The sequence below is a fragment of the Paenibacillus sp. FW126-R14 genome (assembly GCF_058789495.1).
The window spans coordinates 27,511-49,447 of sequence record NZ_JBYTBS010000029.1 but is presented as its reverse complement, the minus strand read 5'-3'; the positions used below and the strand labels follow the sequence as shown (position 1 = coordinate 49,447).

Annotated in this window: 11 protein-coding genes; all 11 read left to right on the top strand. The window is 49.7% G+C overall.

Annotated elements, in window-relative coordinates:
• The first annotated feature begins 43 nt into the window (after nt 1-43).
• Complete coding sequence (locus AC3WRW_RS18585) at nt 44-934, top strand: LysR substrate-binding domain-containing protein (protein ID WP_492547794.1); 891 nt, start codon at nt 44-46, stop codon at nt 932-934.
• Nucleotides 931-2,073 (top strand): N-methyl-L-tryptophan oxidase, encoded by a 1,143-nt coding sequence (gene solA / locus AC3WRW_RS18580; RefSeq protein ID WP_492547793.1) that lies wholly within the window; start codon nt 931-933, stop codon nt 2,071-2,073. The genes AC3WRW_RS18585 and solA overlap by 4 nt, the downstream gene beginning before the upstream one ends.
• Nucleotides 2,074-2,085: 12 nt before the next feature.
• Nucleotides 2,086-3,426, top strand: a complete 1,341-nt coding sequence (locus AC3WRW_RS18575) for an LLM class flavin-dependent oxidoreductase (RefSeq protein ID WP_492547792.1) — start codon at nt 2,086-2,088, stop codon at nt 3,424-3,426.
• 232 nt (nt 3,427-3,658) lie between these two features.
• A complete protein-coding gene (locus AC3WRW_RS18570; protein WP_492547791.1) occupies nt 3,659-4,552 on the top strand; it encodes an NUDIX domain-containing protein in 894 nt (297 codons plus the stop codon).
• Nucleotides 4,549-5,100, top strand: a complete 552-nt coding sequence (gene ybiA / locus AC3WRW_RS18565) for a riboflavin biosynthesis intermediates N-glycosidase (RefSeq protein ID WP_492547790.1) — start codon at nt 4,549-4,551, stop codon at nt 5,098-5,100. The genes AC3WRW_RS18570 and ybiA overlap by 4 nt, the downstream gene beginning before the upstream one ends.
• Nucleotides 5,101-5,145: 45 nt before the next feature.
• Nucleotides 5,146-5,976 (top strand): TIGR02452 family protein, encoded by an 831-nt coding sequence (locus tag AC3WRW_RS18560; protein WP_492547789.1) that lies wholly within the window; start codon nt 5,146-5,148, stop codon nt 5,974-5,976.
• Nucleotides 5,977-6,034: 58 nt separating this feature from the next.
• Nucleotides 6,035-6,913 (top strand): ADP-ribosylglycohydrolase family protein, encoded by an 879-nt coding sequence (locus AC3WRW_RS18555; RefSeq protein WP_492547788.1) that lies wholly within the window; start codon nt 6,035-6,037, stop codon nt 6,911-6,913.
• A 153-nt stretch (nt 6,914-7,066) separates the two neighbouring features.
• The gene (locus AC3WRW_RS18550) at nt 7,067-7,696 is read left to right on the top strand and encodes a DUF2185 domain-containing protein (RefSeq protein ID WP_492547787.1); all 630 of its coding nucleotides are present in this window, start codon (nt 7,067-7,069) and stop codon (nt 7,694-7,696) included.
• 449 nt (nt 7,697-8,145) lie between these two features.
• Entirely contained in the window at nt 8,146-8,832 is a 687-nt protein-coding gene (locus tag AC3WRW_RS18545) for a S1 family peptidase (RefSeq protein ID WP_492547786.1), read from the top strand.
• A gap of 45 nt (nt 8,833-8,877) precedes the next feature.
• Complete coding sequence (locus tag AC3WRW_RS18540) at nt 8,878-14,262, top strand: hypothetical protein (protein ID WP_492547785.1); 5,385 nt, start codon at nt 8,878-8,880, stop codon at nt 14,260-14,262.
• Between the two features lie 35 nt (nt 14,263-14,297).
• Nucleotides 14,298-21,896 (top strand): S-layer homology domain-containing protein, encoded by a 7,599-nt coding sequence (locus AC3WRW_RS18535; protein WP_492547784.1) that lies wholly within the window; start codon nt 14,298-14,300, stop codon nt 21,894-21,896.
• Nucleotides 21,897-21,937 lie beyond the last annotated feature (41 nt).

Below are 21,937 nucleotides of genomic sequence, written 5' to 3'. Positions count from 1 at the left end.
GTTTCTGACTTATCTTATTCTATTAGGATCTGGGGTACCGCGTATGAATATTGAGAATATTGAGGCGTTTGTTTATGTGTATCACTATGGCAGTTTTAATAAAGTGGCGGAAGTTTTGTTCCTGTCACAACCCTCGGTTACGGCCCGGATTCAATCGCTCGAACGCGAGCTGGACATTCGGCTGTTCGACCGTTTGGGTAAGCAAGTGCAGCTGACGGAGAAGGGCAGGCAGTTTTTACCTTATGCGCAGCAGCTGCTGCAAGTGTATCAGAAAGGCAGGCAGCACATACAGCGCCAGCGGACGGATCCGCAAGAGCTTCGACTGGGCTGCACCGTGTCCGCTTCCAACTATATGCTGCCGGAATTGCTTCCTAAGCTGAAACATCAGTTTCCGGGACTTCAAATCAAATTGACCACAGCGACGACCGACGAAATTATGGCTAAAGTTCTGAACAAAGAGCTCGATATCGGTTTCGTCCGCAATGTCAGCCATCCCAATTTGCATTCGGTCAAATATTACGAAGACCCTATTCGTTTATACGCTTATGCGGACCATCCTCTCGTAGGGCAAAAAGAAGTGCCTCTTGATTTGATCGTCGATCAGCCCTTCGTTTTTTTTGAATGCGGCTCGCTGGATTGGCTTCGAATTCACAGGCTGTTTCAAAGTTTGGATAAACCTCCGGCCATTGAAATTCAAACCGATAACGCAGAGACTGCCAAGAAGCTCGTATTGAATAAGGCCGGTCTCTGCTTCCTCCCGGGTCTGTGCGTCTATAAGGAAGTGCGCGAGCAGCTTCTATATCCCGTAGATTTAGCTGGGGCAGCAAGCGTCGCTCTGCAGACAAATTTGATCAGTTTGAATAGCGAGCAATCGGAGATTCTGCAATTTTTTCTGGCGAATCGAAGCGGCAGTCTTGGAGGAGGTCAGGGATGAAAAATTCGTTTGAAGTCATCGTTGTCGGAGCCGGATCCATGGGCATGAGCGCAGGCTATTATTTGGCTAAGCGGGGAATCCGCACCTTGATGATCGATTCGTTTGATCCTCCGCACGAACATGGAAGCCATCATGGAGAGCCTCGGCTAATCCGTCATGCTTACAGCGGAGGCAGGTCCTATATGAACTTGGCGTTGGACGCCGACCGCTTATGGAGGGAGCTCGAAACGGCCAGCGGCCAAAAGCTGCTTGTTCGCTCCGGCGTACTCAATATGGCCGATCAATCTGCGGGCAAATTCACAAGCAGATTGCCTGGTTGCGATGAGGCAGGGGTGCAAGTGGAAATGTTGAATGCAGCCGAGGTTCACCGGCGTTGGCCAGGGATCGTGCTGCCTGAATCTTATGAAGCGATGTATGAGCCGAATGCCGGATATTTATATAGCGAGCAATGTATCGCCGCTTACCGTAAGTTGGCATTGGCCGAAGGAGCCATGCTGCTGCCTTATAATCCGGTTCAGCATATTCAGGCGGATGGATCAGGTATCCGTGTGCGTACGCGCGCTGGAGTGTTTTCAGCGGATCAATTGATTATAACGGCCGGAGCCTGGTTCAAGAATTTAGAACCTTTCGTCACACTGCCGATACGGGCTGTTCGCAAAACGGTGGGTTGGTTTCGGACTAAGCTCAATCTTTACGATGCGGGCGTTTTTCCGGGATTTACGCTTGAAACGGAAGAGGGAGGGTACTACGGTTTTCCCAGCATTAACGGCGCCGGTATCAAAATCGGCCGCCATGACGGGGGAATACCTTGGGTTCCTGGGGAGCAGGCATCGCCGTTCGGCTACCTCGAAGAGGATGAAGGTGATCTGCGCCGCACGTTATCCGCTTACCTGCCTCAGTCAACAGGCGAGCTGTTGCGAGGAGCAGTCTGCAAATACGAGTTAACTCCCGATGAGCATTTCATCATTGACCGTCATCCGTTTTATGCGAATGTTATATTGGCCGGCGGGTTTTCGGGGCATGGATTCAAATTCGCAAGTGCTGTCGGTTCGCTGCTCGCCGATCTTATTCAACAAGTGACAAACACAGCGGAACTGAATACCTTTTCGCTATCGCGTTTTAATCACATAAAGTCTTAGGAGGAAAGAGATATGAGCAAGAAAAAATTGAAGTTAGGTGCCATGCTGCACGGCGTTGGAGGAAATATATCCGGATGGAGACATCCCGATGCTATTACAAACGCTAGCGTGAATTTTGAGCTGTATAAGAAATGGACGCAGAAAGCAGAAGAAGGCAAGTTCGATTTCGTTTTCATTGCAGACGGTCTGTATATTACGGAGAAATCCATTCCTCATTTTCTAAATCGGTTTGAACCTCTCACCATACTGAGCGCGTTGGCCGGAATTAGCTCCAAAATCGGTCTGGTAGGGACTTTGTCAACTTCCTATAGCGAGCCTTTTACGGTTGCCCGGCAATTCGGCTCCCTGGATTTAATTAGCGGAGGCCGAGCGGGGTGGAATGTGGTGACGTCTCCCTTGGAAGGCTCTGCGCTCAACTATGGCAAGAGGGAAGACCAGCATCCGGCTCATGCTGAGCGATACCGGATTGCTAATGAATACTTGGAAGTTACAACAGGACTTTGGGATTCCTGGGAAGATGATGCTTTTGTGCGTGATAAAGAAAAGGGCGTATTCTTCGATCCGGCGAAGCTTCACACTTTGAATCATAAAGGTGAGTTTTTCTCTGTCAAAGGTCCACTGAATGTGGCTCGCTCCAAGCAAGGGCAGCCGGTTATTTTCCAGGCAGGTGCGTCGGAGGACGGGAAAAATTTTGCCGCCAAAGTGGCGAATGCCATTTTCACCGGTCAGGAGACTTTGGAGGATGCCAAGCGCTATTATGCGGACGTAAAAGGACGTGCAGCGGCATTGGGGCGCAATCCCGATGAAATCGTCATACTGCCGGGCATAGGGCCGATCGTTGGCCGTACCCAAGAAGAAGCGGAAAGAAAATATGAGGAAATCGCCAGCCTCACATCGATCGAGAAAGCACTTGACTTCCTCGGCCGCTTTTACGAGCATCACGACTTCTCCCAATATCCGCTGGATGAGCCGTTCCCGGAGTTGGGTGAACTTGGCCGCAATAGCTTCCAAAGCGCTACGGACAAAATGAAAGCATGGGCCAAAGCTGAAGGACTGACGCTTCGCCAAGTAGCTCTCCGCGTGGCAACGCCTAAGCCGACATTCCTGGGAACGCCAGAAGTAATAGCTGATAAGCTGCAAGCTTGGTTTGAAGAGGGCGGGGCAGACGGCTTCATTGTTGGCAATGCCACGCCGCAAGGCCTCGAGGACTTCGTTGAACTGGTAGTGCCGGTTCTGCAGGAGCGCGGTCTGTTCCGCGAAGAGTATGAAGCGGATACGCTAAGGGGAAATCTGGGGTTGCCGGTGCCGGAAAACCGCTATACGAAGCGGAATCAGACGGTAGTGCATGGCTAAGCCGTTTGGGCTTAGAGCGGTGATATTCTGTAGGACAATTTGAATCAGGTTGGATAGGTGCAATTATGGAACCGGGACTCCGTTGGAGTTCCGGTTTGTTTTATATATATGGGTATTTGCGTTTAAAATGAAAATCATTTTTTTTATTGATTTTAATAGTAACAAAATGTTATTATCAAAGTATTACTAAGATACGTGCTGGATTACTGGTCGGTTAAGGGAGGCAAAACCGTTGGATTTGTTGGATCGCGATGGCCTTACAGAACGCGAATTTATGGAGCATTACCGGGCCGGAGATTACGAGCGGCCATCTGTGGCTGCAGATATGGTCATTTTCACTGTAACGAACACGGAGGCGGACAGTTACCGTAAGCTTCCGGAAAAAGAGCTGCGAATACTCCTCATACGCCGGGGAGGGCACCCGTTCTTGGGCAAATGGGCACTTCCGGGCGGTTTTGTCCGACCTGGCGAGACGACGGAACAGGCAGCCGCGAGAGAACTGCGCGAGGAAACGGGGGTGGCTGAAGTTTATTTGGAGCAGCTGTACACCTTCAGCGATATTGGGCGGGACCCCCGTACCTGGGTGATGAGCTGCAGCTACATGGCTTTGATTAACAGCGATCAAATCCAGCTGAAAGCAGGCGATGACGCTTCCGACGCTGCTTGGTTCAAGGCTTCCTATCGGCTTCTTCGGGAACGGAAAGAGCTTAATGAGGAAGGATATGTAAAAACGTTCGAATACGAGCTCAAGCTAAGCAGCCAAGAAGAAGAGCTGACAGCGGTCGTGGAACGGACGGTGACGGCCAAACAGAGCTCTACGTCAACAGCATACTCCATCGTTTTCAATAACGGGCTGGCTTTCGATCATGCCAAAATAATAGCCTGCGCCATTGAGCGACTACGGGGGAAAGTGAATTATACCGATATTGCGCTGCATCTAATGCCGAGGCTTTTTACCTTGACAGAGCTGCAGCAGGTTTATGAAGTGATTTTGGATAAAGAACTGCTGAAGGCTGCTTTTCGGCGTAAAGTAGATGAACTCGTGGAGGAGACCGATCATTACACTGAAAATGCGGGACACCGTCCTTCGCGTTTGTATCGGAGAAATATGGAGGGGTATCGATGATATACAATATTGAGGGTTTAAGAAAAGCTTACAACGCGGGCCAATCGTTTAAATTTGTGTTTTTCTGGGGCCATACGCCTCCAAATGATGGCGGCATAGATAAAAGCTGCTTCAGTCAATGGTGGATGAGTCCGTTTGAGGTGGAGGGGACTGAGTATTCTTGTGCTGAGCAGTTTATGATGGCCGAAAAGGCAAGATTGTTCGGAGATATCGAAATGTTGGATGCGATCCTTAAATCCAAGCATCCAAAGGAGATGAAAAGTTACGGGCGAGCAGTTAGAAACTTTGACAAGGATACTTGGGACAACGAATGCTATGAGATCGTCAAAAGAGGAAGCTTCGCTAAGTTTTCGCAGAATGCGAAGCTTGGCGACTATCTCATGTCGACGAAAAACCGGATTATCGTAGAAAGCAGCCCGAGGGATTGCATTTGGGGGATCGGCATGAGTCAATCCAATCCGGAAGTGGAGAATCCCGTTAAATGGCGTGGCAGGAATTTGCTCGGATTCGCGCTGACAGAGGTGCGGGACTTGCTGCTGCGGGATTAAAGTCGAGGGGTGTTCGTCAAACAGGAAATAGGGGGAGGAAAGACTATGAGCCGAAAAGTAATTGCAGAGGAATCTTTGAGGATTCAGCGGCAGGGCTTTTATGAATATAATGGGAACCGGGTTGAATTCGCCACTGAGCAAAAGCACTCTGAGGAGAATAGCGAGTTGATTACGCCGGAACAGGGAAAGGTGTTGGTTAAAGGAACTGATGGCCTTTTAAGACTGCCGCAAACCGCCGCCTGTTCTGTTGCTAACGAGTCTACAGTGAAGGCGATTTTGGATTTTGCAGAGGCAAGAAAAGAGCGCATCGGCGTACTAAACTTCGCCAGCGCCAAAAATCCTGGAGGAGGGTTTTTAAACGGAGCGATGGCTCAGGAAGAAAGTTTAGCGGTATCCAGTGGATTATATGAAACGCAGCTGCGTAATGAAAGCTATTATAAAGCGAATCGAGCTTGTGAATCGATGATGTACACAGATTACGCCATCTATTCGCCGGACGTGGTGTTTTTCCGTAACGAGCAGTTTGGACTTTTAGAGCGACCGGTGACTGCTTCTGTTTTGACGCTGCCCGCCGTGAACTTTGGGCAGGTTCTGCTCAAAGGAGAAGACCCCATGGAGGCGGAACGCTTGATGAAAGACCGAATGCGACTGGCCTTGGCGATATTCGCCAAAAAAGGCGATAAGAACCTCATATTAGGTGCATACGGATGCGGAGTATTTCGGAACGATCCGGTGAAGGTGGCCAGGTGGTGGCGGGAACTTTTGTTGGATGAAGGCTTGGGATTCCTGTTTTCGGAAATCCGCTTTGCGGTATTGGACAAATCTAAAGAGAGCAAGTGCTTGCATGCTTTTGAAAAAGATTTGATGGGATTGTAGCTACGGTTACGATAGCTGTGGAAAAATGGCCTCAGACAAGGGGAGGAGCGTGGTTTTTATGAAAGATGAACGATTGCACGATAGAATCAAAGGCGGATTGTATGGTGTCGCTGTCGGGGATGCTTTGGGAGGAACAACTGAATTTATGACACCCAAGGAGATCCAACTCTATTACGGCTATTTGACGGATATTGTTGGTGGTGGAGTTTGGCAGTTGGAGCCGGGAGAAGTAACAGATGATACCATGATGACGCTTTGTGTAGCTGAGGGCATCCTTGAAAACCCGCTGGAACCATTGGGGCCAATTGGCCGTCGCTTTATGGAATGGTATCATTCCAGGCCCAAGGACATTGGAAACACGATTCGTCACGTATTCGAGAATTTCAAGGATAATTGGTTTGAAGCAGCCTTCCTTACCGATATGGATCTGGGTCAAAGTGCTGGAAATGGCTCTTTAATGCGATGTTTGCCAATAGCGCTGGCGTATACCGATTTGACTAGCATTGAAAAGATATCAAGGATGCATTCGAAGATGACGCACTACGATGAGAGATGTAATGAAGCATGTGTCATCTATAATCGAATTGCTTACCGTCTTCTTCAGGGCGAAGAAATGAAAGATGCTATCTTGTGCGAAGTAACAGGTACCGAGTATGAGAATTCCATAAAATCTTTGCCGAATTGTGAATCAAGTGGCTTTGTTGTACATACGTTTCGTTGGGTGTTACACATTCTGTTGGTTTCATCGGATTTCAGTGAGGTTGTTCAAAAGGCGGCAAATTTGGGTGGAGATTCAGATACGATCGGCGCTATTGCCGGTGGTTTAGCTGGCATCTACTATGGTTATGAAGGAATTCCTGCGAAATATAAAGAATCGATATTGATTAAGGAACGACTTGATCAAGTTGCGTTTCAAATATGGGCGCGAAGGCGTTGAACTGTCGGGAATCGAGAGCTTAATAAAAACTAAGACCTTCAGCCCGTTGCTGTGGGTCTCTTTTTGCTATTAAACGAAAGAGTAGGATGGGCAGGATAATGAAGTAAAACTGTAGAATTCTCTTAAAAAAACGTTAAGGGGACTATCGAATTTATGAAGGACTGGACTCTAGAGGATATTGAAAATACGAATCGCCTGTATCCCGATTCTTTTTATATTCCTTCTGCAAAAAAAAGGAATAATCAAAAAATAGGCGATATAGTAAAATTACATTTTATTTTATGCCATCAAGAAGGAGATAGTCCTCGAGCAGAGAGAATGTGGGTTGAGATAACTGGTAGGAAGTTATCTAGTAAAAAATACCTTGGAATATTAACTAATCAGCCCCTTTATATTAATTCGCTCAACGCGGGAGAAATAATTGAGTTTGAACCGAAGAATATTGCTAGTGTATTTATTAAAGAAGGCGATCCGAACTGGTTAGAAATTGGGGAAGAAAAGGCTTTAGTATCAAACAAGTGTTTGGAAGCGGGATGGACAATTCGTTGGTTATATCGCGAGCAAACAGACCGGAACGATGACAGTGGATGGAGATTGTTCGAAGGAACAGAAACCGAAGAATATAACAATGATCCTTCCAACATAAAAATCTTTGATGTCTATTATCTATGTGAAAAAGACCCAACTCTAATCTCTATTTTCAAAAATGACTACGGAGCAGCATTCGAACGAGAGGATAAAAACAGCCCGTGGATAGAAGTAAAGGACTGGCATTTCGAGTAGCATGAACTATGGGAAAGTGATGATGTCAGTATTAATGAGATTTACATTGACATGAAATATAGTATTGGTGAATTTTATCTGCAATCCTTGGAGGAAGGATTTCCAGTAGATGGATTTCAAGCGGAGAAGTTCATGGCAGGAGAAAGTTGTTGAGCAAAAGAAAGTATGAGCGGGTGTCCCCAGTCATTTCCATGACTTAGAGGACACTCTTTTTAGTTTACATAGCGCGCCAGCCAAATATGTTTTTTTGGAAAAAAACCTGCTCCCCTCATCTTTCCAGCTAAGATATCCCCTGATCACCATCCTCACCTTCATTTCACTTAACTAATTCTCCATCATCAAAATAACAAATTTCGACTTTTTGTGAGAATTTTGAGAGAGCCCTTTTGTATAATAGGTCAGGTATCATAGGGAAGTCCTACGACTAAAGTCATAAAGGAGATGTCGAAATGAAACGAACTGGCAGAGCGGCGATATTGGCGCTCTTGGCAATGTTCCTGTTTCTTGGCGGGTTTTCCATTACGCAAGCGGACCCTCCGGACAAACATGACGGGGAAAGCCTATATGTCTCTGTGGAGCAAGCAATATTTTATGTCCGGGTATTTCGTTCCGACGGAACGCTTAAAGATGTGGGTACCGGTTTTTTAATCCGTTCGGAAGGTACGGCACTGACTGCTTATCATGTAGTAAAGGAGGCGGGCAGCATCGAATGCGTGCTGAACGACGCTACCGTTGTACCATGCCGATCTGTTGCAGAAAGCGATCTGCAGGATACAGCGGTGCTGAAGCTGTCGCCTCTAACAGACACTTCGGGGACCGAGCGGCCCTTTCCGTTTATACCTCTGCGGACGAAAGCCGTGAAGCACGGAGAGAAAGTATTTGCCATCGGTTATCCCATAAAGGATACCCCAATTATTACGGAAGGCATCGTGAACGCACCTCGCGCCCCGATTAACGGAAGAGATCGCATCTTAGTATCTTCGCAGCTGGTGAGCGGTATGTCCGGCGGGCCTTTGTTGGATTCGTTCGGGTATGCGGCCGGGATTCTTTCCGGCTCTCTACGCACAATGAACGGCATTCATCTGGCAGTAGACACACAAGCGGTCATGCAGGTGCTGGAGCAGGATGGACATTAGTGTGGATAGCGATTTTTACACAGCAGACAAGGAGGAGATTAGAGAATGATGAAATTTGGTAAAGGTTTAGGGAAACTAGCGAGGCTGATGGCTGCCCTTCTCCTGCTTACTTCGATATTGCCGGGCATTGTGCCCGAGGAAGCGAAGGCGGCAAGCGGATGTCAGAATGTGATGGTCTATCAGGCCGAAATATTGAACAATTGCACCAACCAATCCGGATGGGGGAAGGATGAAGACTACGCCTCGGATCTGGCGAAATATAACATGTGGCGTGTGTTCTACGGGCAGGACCAGAGTCCGAGCTCTTACCCGGGAATATCAGGGAAAACCGATGACGACAGACATACGCCTGGAGGAGATGACCAAAATTACGCCAACCAAGGTGGAGTCTATCACGTTGACGGGACTTGGTGGGGAATTATCGAGGTTAAGAAGATTCCGGCTCTCAAAGCTTTGGCCGAAGGCGGAAGCGCCAAATTCAGGATTAAGGCTTTTCTGAATTCTACAACCAGCAATGGAGCTTATATTTGGGCATACACCAGTAAAACGCCTGAATACGTGAAGTTTGATTATTATGAACCGGAGAAAACATACAGCTCAAATTACAATTCTTCGCGGTCCAAATTCATGGGACATTCGACAAAAAATGAGAAAGATACGACGGTTACCTCAGGCTATCTGTCCTTCGATGTAGATGATTATATCATCATACAAACGGAGACCCCAGGTGGCGGAACTCAAGTAGAGGATGCCGTGCTCAGCTTTGGCGATTTTACGGACCCTGTTCTCACGAATTATACGTTTACGTCCGACGGCACGGAGAGGCTTAACAAAGAAGGGCAGCAGCAGTTGTTCTTGAAGAAGGATCAATCCATACAACTGAAATACAACTTCAGTAAGCCCGTAAGAGCGACCATGTTCAATGATAAAATTTTTGATAAGCACTTGCTGTACACGGTGCCCCCCGGCTACGGTCTGCCTACGGATAACACACAGCAAGGCTTGAGCTTGCCCGATGGCTTCTATGAAAATTCCATTAAATACAATCAGGGCGATGTGAATTCTTTTAGATATATCAAACAGCTTCCCTATACATATAAAGTCGCCGCCGATCATCATACTGGCAATATTCCGATTGGCAAAAACGGAGAGCTGGATACCAAAACGCAGAACTTGTACAGCATGAAGGAAAGGCTGGAGGGAGCCGGCTACTTTGACGCAGCGGGGAATCCGCTTAATATGTCGGGCTTTAATAAAGCGAGCGCCGACAGTTCACGCTTTCTAAGCAATCGGACGGTCAATCCGTTTGATTATGCCAATGCGAACAGTACAGGCTACTTGATCATCGTGGACGCATTGCCTCCCCAATATAATTTGAACGGTAACGGCATTACGCCGGAAATGCTTACAGGACTTGTTTTAAATGAAGGGAAAGAGATCGAATTTACCGTAGAGCTGAACAAAGACACCATCGTCCAAGATGGGTGGTCGGAGGACGGACTGTATCTTTTATTCAATAATGGAATGAAGGCCAAATACGTCGCTAAGGAAAATACGGGACCGAACACAAGACTATGGAAGTTTAAAATGACCATTCCAGCCGGGGCCAATGTGGAAACCCCGCTGTTAAAAGCGATTGCGCTGACCCATGAGGCAAAAGGGACGGACACAGGGGTCATCCAGGATTATGCCGGCAACCTGCTGATGGAGACGGCCAACACCGACAAGCCGAACCCGGCCGACCCTAAGAAGCCGAAGTCCACGACGAAGATCGACTGGGCGAATCTGTCTATTGACAATACGCCGCCTGCGGTCGACTTCCGCTATTCTTCGGGAGGCGCTACCGGAGCCGTATACGCAAAATCCGGAAAAATCACGATTGATGCGAATGACCCTGACTTGATCGTTCCTGCCCTTGACCCGGATAAAAGTGTAACAAAACGGCCCAGCAAAGGCATCTACCGTCCCGGTAACATGACAGGGGTAAAGCCTGGGGAATCGCCGGAGGTAGGACTGGTTTATTATACATGGAGCCAGAGCCCTGCCGATCCGTTCGCAGGGAAGGAAGAGGACCATTTTGCGGCAATCAAGTATTATTCCCTAACGGCCAAGCAGCCTGGGGAAGGATTGTATCCCGGGAATACGGTGACGCTCAAGACGGCCAACAATAAGACTAATATGATCGAGCCGCCTGCAGCCGCTTTAACTGCAGAGAATAGCGGAGCCTGGTATCTGCACACCTGGACCGCGGACATGACATGGGATTCGGCGAGAGAGCTTGCACAATACAACAAAATGAAGACTTTCAAGGCGGCAAACGCTGCGCTCTTCAACGGTTGGGTCGCCGACTACAAGTCGAACCATGCCGGTGCTTCCGATGCGGATGCACTTAAATATGCCGAGGACAAGGCCATGGTAGAAGTAGGCAACTACTCGGAATGGCCGCTGGACGATTTCAAGAAAGACGATGCCAACTGGGTGTATGCAACGGGGACACTGCTTTTGGACAACAAAAAACCGAGCATCAACTTCGGAACGGTCAGCGGGAATGCAACGCCGGAGGTCAAGGTGCAGGTGACCGCTACCGATGAGCACAGCGGCGTCGGAACGAAACAATTCCAATGGGTTAAGCAGGGAGAAGAGCCGCAAGACATAGACTGGCTGGATGTTCCTGCGAGCGATGAAATTACGACTTTCAATCATGTGTTCGGTGATGGAACTTATCAGTTGGTTGTGAAAGCAGTGGACAAGGCCGGTAATCAAGCCATTGAAAAGATGGATACGGCTGTAACCGTAGATTCCTCGGTGAAAGTCAGCGCCGCTTTCTCGCCTGAAACGAATGGCAGTTATATGAAAAGTCCGGAGATCACCTTCACGATCAACGGGATTAACGTAGAGAGCGTCAGATACGCAGTGACTAACACTGCGGCTGCTCCTTCCGATTATCCTTCCGTCGCCCAGGCGGTTTACGGTACCGAGGGTGGTGCCAATTCCGACACAGTGAGCGGTGCCGTCTATGGCCCTTCGTCTTATCTCATTGCACCGGATCCCAGCATCAATGGGATATACGCCGTTCATGTGAAGGTCAAGGAAGAGGGCGCGGAAAGGTACTATACGTATTCCAAACAGTACCGGGTAGACAACGAAGCTCCGGAAATCACGTTTAGTAAAAATGGCGTCTCTTACCCCTTGGAACAACAAAGCGTTGTAGTGAGCGTAAGCGATCGGTTAAGCGGTGTGGCCATAAAGAAATATCAGTGGCTGAGATCGGGTGCTCCGGCGCCTGTGAAGGAATCCGGCGGTTGGTTGGATCTTCCGGTGGATGGTGCGGTAACGATTGATTCTACCCGCTTGTTGCCGGGCGAGATGGACGAATTTGTGCTTTACGTTCTTGGCGAGGATGCCGTAGGCAACAGCAAGGTGACTCACACGGGAACATTCAAGATAGCCCGAAAAGCGGAGGCGGAAATTCCTGCTGCCGGTGATTCGGACTTGCTCTATATATACGATGATGGCGGCAACGGATACACGGCCGTACTGAAGTTGAACCTTGAAAATTCCGTGAAGGAAGGCTACAGATACTCCCTGTCTACGGACGGCGGAAGCTCATGGGGCAGATGGCTCCCTTACTCCAACTTTATCGAAGTTGGTGGGCTGAAGGACCGAAACCCAGACCATATTCTTCTACAGGCTAAGTTCAGAAGCCCGGGAGGCGCGGAAAGCGCGGCTGTAGGCTTGAATTCAAAAACCGTTTCCATCGATGAGCCGGTATATGGCATTGCTTCACACAGCACGCTGCGGCCTGTGAAGCCGGAAAACTTTGTTCTGGAGCTGAAGGTTCCGGCAGGTATCCGGGTGGTACCGCAGGCAGGAAACAACCCTTCCGAGCCGACCCGGATCAAGGGCAATAAATTCGGCATCGCCAAGAACGGTGTCTACTCTTTTGACCTGACGGATCTGACTAACAGCGCGAGAAAGGATACGCTTGTGGTCGTGGTGGACAATCTGGACGGCATGCCTCCTGAAGGAAGCGTTGAATACTCCATGACATCGAAGACTAGCGGCAATGTGATTGCAAGGCTGGATACGTCCAAGCCTGTAAGAATTTTAAACAATGGCGGAAGATCTTCTTACACATTTACCGAGAACGGAAGCTTCACCTTCATGATGGAGGATGAGGCAGGTAACTCGGCATCAGTAACGGCAGAGGTATACAACATAGACCGGACCCCTCCGGAAGCGAAAATCGTACGTTCTTATGCGTACGGGGAAAACGGAAGCAATACGTTCAAAACGATCAAGGATGCAAACGGTCAAGTTCTCATGGCGCAAGGGGTTGTGCTGAATGTCGAGAAGCCGAATGCCCAGGCCAAAGAGTTCCACATCGTTAGGGGTACAAACGGCGCAACTGTTCTGCTAAACGGCGAAGTGGACTTTACAATCGTTGACGATGCAGGCAACACGTCTGTGATCAGCGATCAAATTACGAACATCATCCCGTTCCTCGCCGATCCCGAAAGCATCAAATATGAGTTTGTGGATGATGAAGGAGCATTAATTCCCGATGATCGTATCGTAGTCATTGGTGGCACTAAGGTTGCCAAAGGCCGAGTAAAAGTAACCATTTCCGGTCATGTACAGGGCCCCAACCAGGTATTCTTGGGAACCGCTCCGGCGAGTGACGGCAACGGAGGCTACACCAACCGGATCAGCGATGAGGACGGAAATTACAGCTATTCCAGAATTTTTGCGGCGAATGGCCAGACTTATTTTACGATCACCGATGCTCTAGGCAATCTGAACAAGCTGCCTATCGTGATCCAGGGAATCGATAACAAGCCACCGGTCATTACGTTGAACAAACCGATTGCTTTTGTCGAGAAGAACAGACCGGATTTCAATGTTTTATCGGATTTGGGAGGCTTCACCGTGTCCGATGATTTCTCCAAGCCAGGCAGCATTGTCGTGGAAGCAAGCGGTCTTGATATTAGCCGGGTCGGCGCGCAAACCGTGACTTATACGGCAAAAGATGAAGCGGGCAATGTGTCTACCGTGGAGCAGAAGGTATACGTGCTGCCGGGCGACGGTCTCATGATATTGGGGAATGGCGAACTGATCTCCGCAGAGCAATCGGAAAAGGTGCTGTTTGACACCAATGTCGTGACCTTCCAAATATCCAAATACAATCTTATGGATGTAGCCGGAGAGACCCTGGTGAACGAGTGGGGAACTTACGATGTGTTCTACCAAAGCGGACTTTACCGGGAAGGCCAGATGAAATACATTGCAAAAGGCTTATCCCTGAATGAGCTTCTGCAGAAATCGTTCACCGTCGAATTTCCTAAAACAGGCTGGTATACCCTCATTGTCAGAACGCAGGAAAGAGAGAGGGAATATACCACATTCTTTATAGGAAACATGTTTCGTTAAATCCGAGACAGGTTAAGGAGGCAAGAACAACAATTATGAAAAGCTTGAGAAAAAAGCTCGTTACATGGGTAGTTTATACCCTGCTTGTTTCATTGCTTATGAGTGTGGCTCCCGTAGCCGCATTTGCCGAAGAAATTCAGAAGGCCGGGGCAACGACGATTTCCAATGACTTCATCAAAGTCACCGTCGACAATACCTCGGGGCGCTTCGGGATACGCACGGTGGGCGGACAGCCAGTCAGGAAGAAGGATAAAGGCGTCAACATGCTGTTCGGAGGCGATGATCCGCAGTCTTCCTTCACCACCTTTCGGATCGATGGAACGGATTATATATTCGGAAATCCGTATAAATTTGCCGTAGATTTCTTTTCTGAGGTTACAAAGCCTCAGATTGTGACCAACAAAGATGGAACCAAGCAGATTGAATCGGTGTGGACCATCAAGGGAGTGAGTATCAAGCAGATTCTGATGCTGTATACAAACTCAGCGGACAAACAAAATGCCGGCAATGTGAATGTCAGATACGAGGTTCTGAACAGCAACGGCAAAGAAGTTCAGTTGGGCACCAGAATTTTGCTGGATACGATGGTGGGGGGGAATGACGGTCCGGCCTTTCAGGTCGGCACCGCCTCCAAAGCGCCTCTCACGGTTGAAAGAAAGCTGGTTCACAATCCGGAGGATGACCCTGGCATTCCGGAGAGGGAGCGACCGATGTATAAGCTCCCCTCTTACTGGGTGATGAAGGACAAGCTGGATTTGACCAATCCTTTGGCCACGAACGTGATTGCTTACGGGATGAACAATTTTTCTGAGAAAAATGTCAACATCGTAGACGAGATGATCGTTGGACATTGGAACGGTCTCGCCAATACGAAATGGGATTACACAGTGAACCCGAACCTGGACTTTACCCGGGATACCAATGACTATGGCACCGCCGACGCTGCGGTGGCCCTGTACTGGAACCCTAATAAGATCGCTCCAGGCGGAGTCAAGTCTTTTGAAACCGTATATGGCCTCGGGGAAATCATCCAGCCGGACAAGGTGTTCTCTATCCGGTACATGGATCCGGTGAATCAGCTCGCCACCCTCGATGACGGAAGCGCCTATCAAGACGAGGGCATCTTCAACATTACGGCCGAGGTGGAAAATCTCGAGGTTTTCCATATGGAGCATTCCTACATGGATGTCGAGCTTGCGCTTGATGGCGGCCTTGATTTTGTGAAGCTGGATGAGAAAGGAAATATGGTCCGAGACGAAAACGGGAAAGTCGTGACGACCCCCTACAGGTCGACCAGCTTGACTCTCCGGAAAGAGGCTACGCCGGAAGAGGCGAGCCATGGCATTCAGCCTAAATACAAGCCAGGGGATACCGTCTCCGTATCCTTCAAGGTGAAGGCCAAGGGCAGAGCCTGGCCAACGGTGAAAGAGTACTTGATGACGGTGAAAAGTCCCGAAACAAGTCAAAAGTTGGAGACGATTCAGGATGAGAATATCAAGGCGGAATACACGTCCTCCAAAGGGGGATTCATCTTCCTGCCTCCGGTAGGCAATGCGACCCCTACGTACGTGTACGCGATGTCGCCGGATGAATCATACAGGAAGGATGAAAAATATATCACCCTCAATATGTCAAATATCGAGGCATATAATGTAGGAAGCGCCAATGTAGCCCCTAACTTCGATCTGTTTTTCAGAGAAGTGTTGACGGGAAAACGATACAAAGTGCCGGTCAAAGACTCGGTCATCATCCAATCGACAGATGAAGGACTTACGGGGGATATGCGGATTACATACCGTACCGGGGATCTGGTCGACGATTATGGCAAGGTGCTGGCTGCGAACCTGGGACCGGAGCTTCCGCTTGGCGAGTATCGGGTGGAAATCGATTTTAAGGGCGGAGCGGGAGTCGACGAGGAAACGGCTTCCATGTACAGCATCAAGACCTCCAAATCGTTCCGGGTTACTGATAACGAAAAAGCGAGAATCCGTGAGGCGAAGATTTTGACGGTCACCAAAACCACGCTCGATCTGAGGGTTAACGCCCTGGGCAACGTGATCAATCCAAGCGCCAAGCTGACCGAAGTGAACAGGGCATATCCGGGCTATAATGTGTCCAATATCGGCCAGTTGACGGCGGATGTGACCAAATTTGCGACCTTTAAAACCTCGCTGGTGGCGGCCAGCAAGGCGCTGGATCCTACTTTCGATGAAGTTGGACTGGTCGATTTTGAGAACGTAGCAGCTTATCGGATCGAGACGTTCCAAAGCGAAGACGAGCTGAAGGCCAGAAAAGGCAGCGGCGACGAGATGCTGGTTGAAATACGAGGCATGATCAAGCAAATCGGTAGCGGAGATAAAGCGGAATATGTGGTGGATACGAAAACCGAGCCTGCGATTATTAACAAGACCGTAGCTTACAAGGGCAAAGACATCGTCTTTGTCAAAGGAAAGCTGGAGGCTCTGGGGATGAGCAGCGATCTTCCGTTTTTAAGTACTTTGTTTGTAAAAGGAGATGGCGATCTCACCATCTATAACAGCGGCTTCCTCTTCTACCGTGGAGAGTGGACCCTGGACTTCTTCAACAGCTTCAAAAAGACGTTCAGACTGAGCCAAGAGGAAAAGGACGCGAAGGATGAGCGGGCCAAGCAGAAGCTGGCCGAAGAGAAGGCCAAGAAAGCGAAGGATAATCCTGAAGACAGCACGTTGAACGGCGCGTTCAAATGGGCGGTCGGCGCGGCCAGAGAGCGGATGAATCCGCTCCGTCAGATCGCGATCGACAAGGTGTATTTTAACAAGTACAGCATGTATGCAACTCCAGGGTTTTCGATTAGCGGCCTCTCCTTGGCCTTGAGCGACTTCCTGCTCCGAGAGGATGGGGTTTCGTTTGCCGGCACTATGAACCTGAAGGTGCTCGAGCCGGAAGTTAAGGACGTACTCTTTAATCAGAAGGGCTTTGTAGGCGTGGACGCTGCCTTAAGGTTCAATCTGGACAAGGATATGGGCTTGCTAGGTTCTCAGAACAAGAAAACAGGGGAAAAAGACGCTAAAGGGAAAGAGATTATCAAAAAAGGCGAGGGAACGACGGGGGACGTGTCGGGAGAGTTCAATGTCACTCACTACGTTCAGAAGATGCCAGGCATAACCAACAAGTATGGAATGAAATTTAAGGCGGATCTCAAAAACATCGCCGTCATCAACGCCGAAATCGGATTTAAGCAGGTGTCTGACGGTAGGGTTTTGCCTGACGTCATTGCTTTTGGCGCAGAGGATATGGACCCGGGCATTCTCATCAGCGGCGCCACTTACCTGACAGGTGTAAGAGGATCTATCCGGGAACTGGCGGATACGATTGCTGGAGGCAGTAAAGATGTGCCTCTGACCATCGGGGCCGGGGTGGATGTTAAGTTCGGACTGCCTCCCGCTACCTTCTACGGCTCGATTGATTTGCTGTTGAAAATGTCGGGCTTCAAGCTTGAGGGCAGGCTTGATTATTCCCCAAGCCCTTCGTCCAAAAGGGTTGAGATGCTGACTAAGGCACTGATCGAGGCGCAATGGTCGACTCCTTGGTTTGTAATGGCCGAGGCTGAGCTCGATGTCTTCGGCTGGGATGTCATTATCGGCAACGCCCGAATCTTCGTCGGTCAAAATCTGGAGAAGAACCGCATCGATTTCGATGGCTTTGTCGGTGCCAAGGTGCAAATTCCGTCGAAAGTTCCTATCGTTGGAGGCATTAAGTTAGGCAGTGTGTTCATGGGACTGAACAACGATAAAATCTATGGCGGTATCGGCATCGGCATCGGCTTCATCATGATTGAGCTGGGCGTCACCTATTACTGGAAAGGCGATCTGGAATTTGGCACCTCCGGAGAAGGCTTGCCGGAAGGTCTTGCTTATCTCCAACTGCAGAGTGAAGAGGAGAGACCACGGCTTGTAGTCATCGGAGAAGGCATTCAGCCAGTGGCAACGTCCTGGACGTGGAACGAAAATCAGCTGCATGAGATCCAATACCGCAGCGCAGGAGATGGCGTCAGCATCATGGATAGTGGTTCTATGGATGTTGGCATGGGTGGCATTACCGTTTCCAACGGCGGTAAAAATCATGTGCTTCCGATGGGAAGCGTGACCGGGAACGGCTTGCTCGATGTAGAGTATTTTGGAAAGACGGCTCCTGAGCTGACGTTGAAGGACAATAAAAGCGGTACCTTGTATCCGGTCGTTTACTATCAAGCCGGGGCTGATGTGGCGAAGGGAACTGTCGCAGAGAAAGGTCATTTGCCGGGTTATACCCAGTTTATCCAAGGCTCACAATCAGAAGGCACAATAGACCGGAGAAAAGCGTATATCGCCATTCCGAAAGAGGTTATCAAAGGCGGCGACTGGACGTTGTATGCCAACCAGTCTGTGGAAACGAAGCTGCTGAACATCCCTCTTCCTTCTACGCTGGAAGAAGTCAAGCTGACTCCGGACAGCTCCGATTCCAAGCTGTTTAGAGCTTCCTGGAAGGCCAGCAACTTCAAGAACGGGGATACGGTCAGCCTCTATCTGACCAAGGATGCGATTACGGGGGATATGGAAACGGCCAAGGACAGCAGCGGCCAAACGGTGCAAGTGCCGGCTGTCGGAGACCCGGGAATCCTGCTGGCCAAAAATGTGCCGGTCGGTTTGGCAGGTACGGGCAGCACGACCATTGATGTCAGCCAAGTGCCGCTGCTCGGCGGCGTTGAAGATATTCGCGGATTGATCAAGCAGGGGGATTACTACTTGAGAGCGGAGCTGCACTCCGTATCGAACTTCTCGACCAAAACCTCTGCGGAGAAGTTCCGCATTATCGATCCGCTGGCCCCTGAACCGGTTAGTCAGGTGAAGGTGGAACCGGCTGGTAACGGATATTTTGAAGTATCCTTCAAGCCTGGCAAGGAGAAAGCGGAACAAAAGGATTTCCCACAGAGCTACTATATAGACGCGCTGCAGGAATCAGCCGGAGGAAAGCTTTCAGGCTATCCGCAATTCGGCGGCATCGCGCTCGAAGGGGAAGAGCTTCAGAAGTATTGGAATGAAGCAACAGGTCAATATGAGCATATCCGTGTTGGCGGATGGCAAGCCGTTTCCGCCACCAACCAGGTGGATCACGACACCCTCTCGGGAAGCCCGGCAGGGGGACAGGCGAAGCATACGGGTCTGGAAACCGGAAATGACTATGTGATCGGCGTCACATCGGCTGTCAAGCCTCCGAAAAACTTGGATCAACATGAAAATTGGCATTATTCGGATCGAGCGGATTCCGTGAAAACTTTGCTGCCTGTGCCGCAGAAGCCGAAGCTTTCGTCCTCTACGGGCACTATGGGAGCTTCGGGGAATTCGATGACGGTGCTAACGGCGAATACCTCCCAGCGCATCAACCTTCTGTCCGATCAGAAGGATGTAGAGGTGGAAGCCGTTTACTCGGAGAACACGATAGCAACCGTTGAGCTTTCCAATCAAGGAAGCGGAAGCTCGGGGGTGCTAGACCTGAGCAGCTTCCCTACAGATGGCACTTACGGCATCGAGCTGAAGGCCAAAAACAAACGTACGGGCGATTTCTCGATCACGATGCTGTATTTGACGGTGGATACGACTCCGCCAATCATCTATATTGCTTCTCCTAAAACAGGGGACAGAACGACGAATGGCAGTATTACCGTAACAGGCACGACCAGCAGCGACGCTGCTCTTACTGTAGGCGGAACCCCTATTGCGGTGCAGCCGGACGGCACATTCGAGGGAACCGTACCCATTGTAAGCAATGAGCCTAATGTCAAGCTGAACTTTGTCGCGGTGGATGGAGCGGGAAATCGCAATGAAGCGGTTGTCGATGTGACCAATAATGCTTTTAAGGCGCCGGTTGCTCTCGTTTTGAAGAAACCGCTCGATATGGAGCTGGGAGAAACGAAGCGTGTGGCGGCTTTCCTGAAATATGCGAAAGGGAAGGACGCAGCAGGCAAGGTTACCTATGAAGAGGTGCCTGTCTCCCGTGAGGATCTGGCCAAGCTGAGCTTCTCAAGCTATATGGGAGAGGCCGTTCAAGTCGGAGAGGATGGAACGCTGCAGGCGATCAAATCCGGCTCCAGCATCGTAAGCGCCAGCTACAAAGTATCCGAAGATACGAATCTCAGCTCCATGACGGTCGTGAAGGTTCCTGATAAGCTGGAAGCCTTGTCGGCGACTTCGAATAAAATCGACAATACGACCGGCAAAACCAGTATCAGCGTATCGAACGTTGGAAATATGGATGGAGCGGAGCTGGTTTACAAGATCGGTGCCAATGTACCGAAGCTGTACGACGATTTGTCGAGCTGGACTCTTCTGCCTTCGAATAAAATCATTCCGGCTTCGAACGGAGACTATTTGGTCGTCGCGAAGAGAAGCACCGATGATAAACGAGCTTTGGGGACAAGTTCAAGAATCGCTGCCCGGGTTTGGACGCCTGCCATCGGAGGTGGCTTTGGAGGCGGCATTGGCGGAGGTATCCCGGCGGCGACTTCTACCGTGAACGGAAAACAGGCTGCTCAGCAGCAAGTGAATGGCGTGTTGACCTTATCCGTCGCAGGCAAGGAGCTGAACGCCGGCCAGAACCGGATCGTGGCGAACGATACATCCGCTCATACCTTTATCATTCATCTGGATAAAAACGTGAAGGAAGATCAGGCGTTCCAAATTGACACACCTCTGGCTTCTGTTCTGCTGAAGGAGAATTCGCTTCTGTCAGGCGCCGATGGTTCTCAGTTGAAAATCGCCAAAAACAGCGAGTCTGAGATGCAAGGCCTCAAAGACATTGCGGCCGGAATGAGTGCCCGGATGCTGGGACAGGGAGTGGCCTTCCATCTTCCATTGAAGGATGACCGCTATGCGACTGTCAAAATACCGGTACCTGGCGATGTAGCGACAAGCGAGATTAAAGCAGTGATCCTTAAGGACAGCAGCGGCAGCTGGACGACCATCCCGTGGAAGCTGAATACGTCCGGTGACCAAGCTTATGTGGAGGCCAATCTGACAGGCAGCGGAAGCATTGCGTTTATTGGAAACGAGACATCCTTCCAAGATGTTGACGCTAGCTTCTGGGGCAAGAACAGTATCGATGAAGCGGCAGCCAAGCTTCTTATGGTTGGCAGAGATAACGGCGTTTTTGCTCCTGACAACCAGGTGACAAGAGCGGAGTTCGCTACGGTATTGCTCCGCACGGCAGGGCTCATGAACAAGGAAGCATCCGCGCAATTCAAGGATGTTGGAAGCGGAGATTGGTTCTCGCGGAGTGCGGCAATCGCTGCGGAAAAAGGAATTGTTAATGGCTATGAGGACAACACCTTCAAGCCGAACCAAGAGTTATCCAGACTTCAGGCTATGGTCATGGCGGGAAGATTGCTGGATTATGCGGGAGCAGCAGCCCGTATTAGCAATGAAGAGGTCCAAGAAATTGTAAGTTCGTTTGCCGATGGTTCTGATTTGCCGGAATGGGCCGCAAGAGACGTGGCTATAAGCGTCAAGAACGGCATCATTCTGGGAACAGATGCAGGACTGGACGCGGCAGGCGTGCTGACAAGAGCGCAATCGGCTGCCATTGCAATCCGGTTGGAGAAGCTTTTGGCGCCAAAATAATGTGCAAACTGTAATTCCATGGTCCAGCCCGAAGCCTGTCT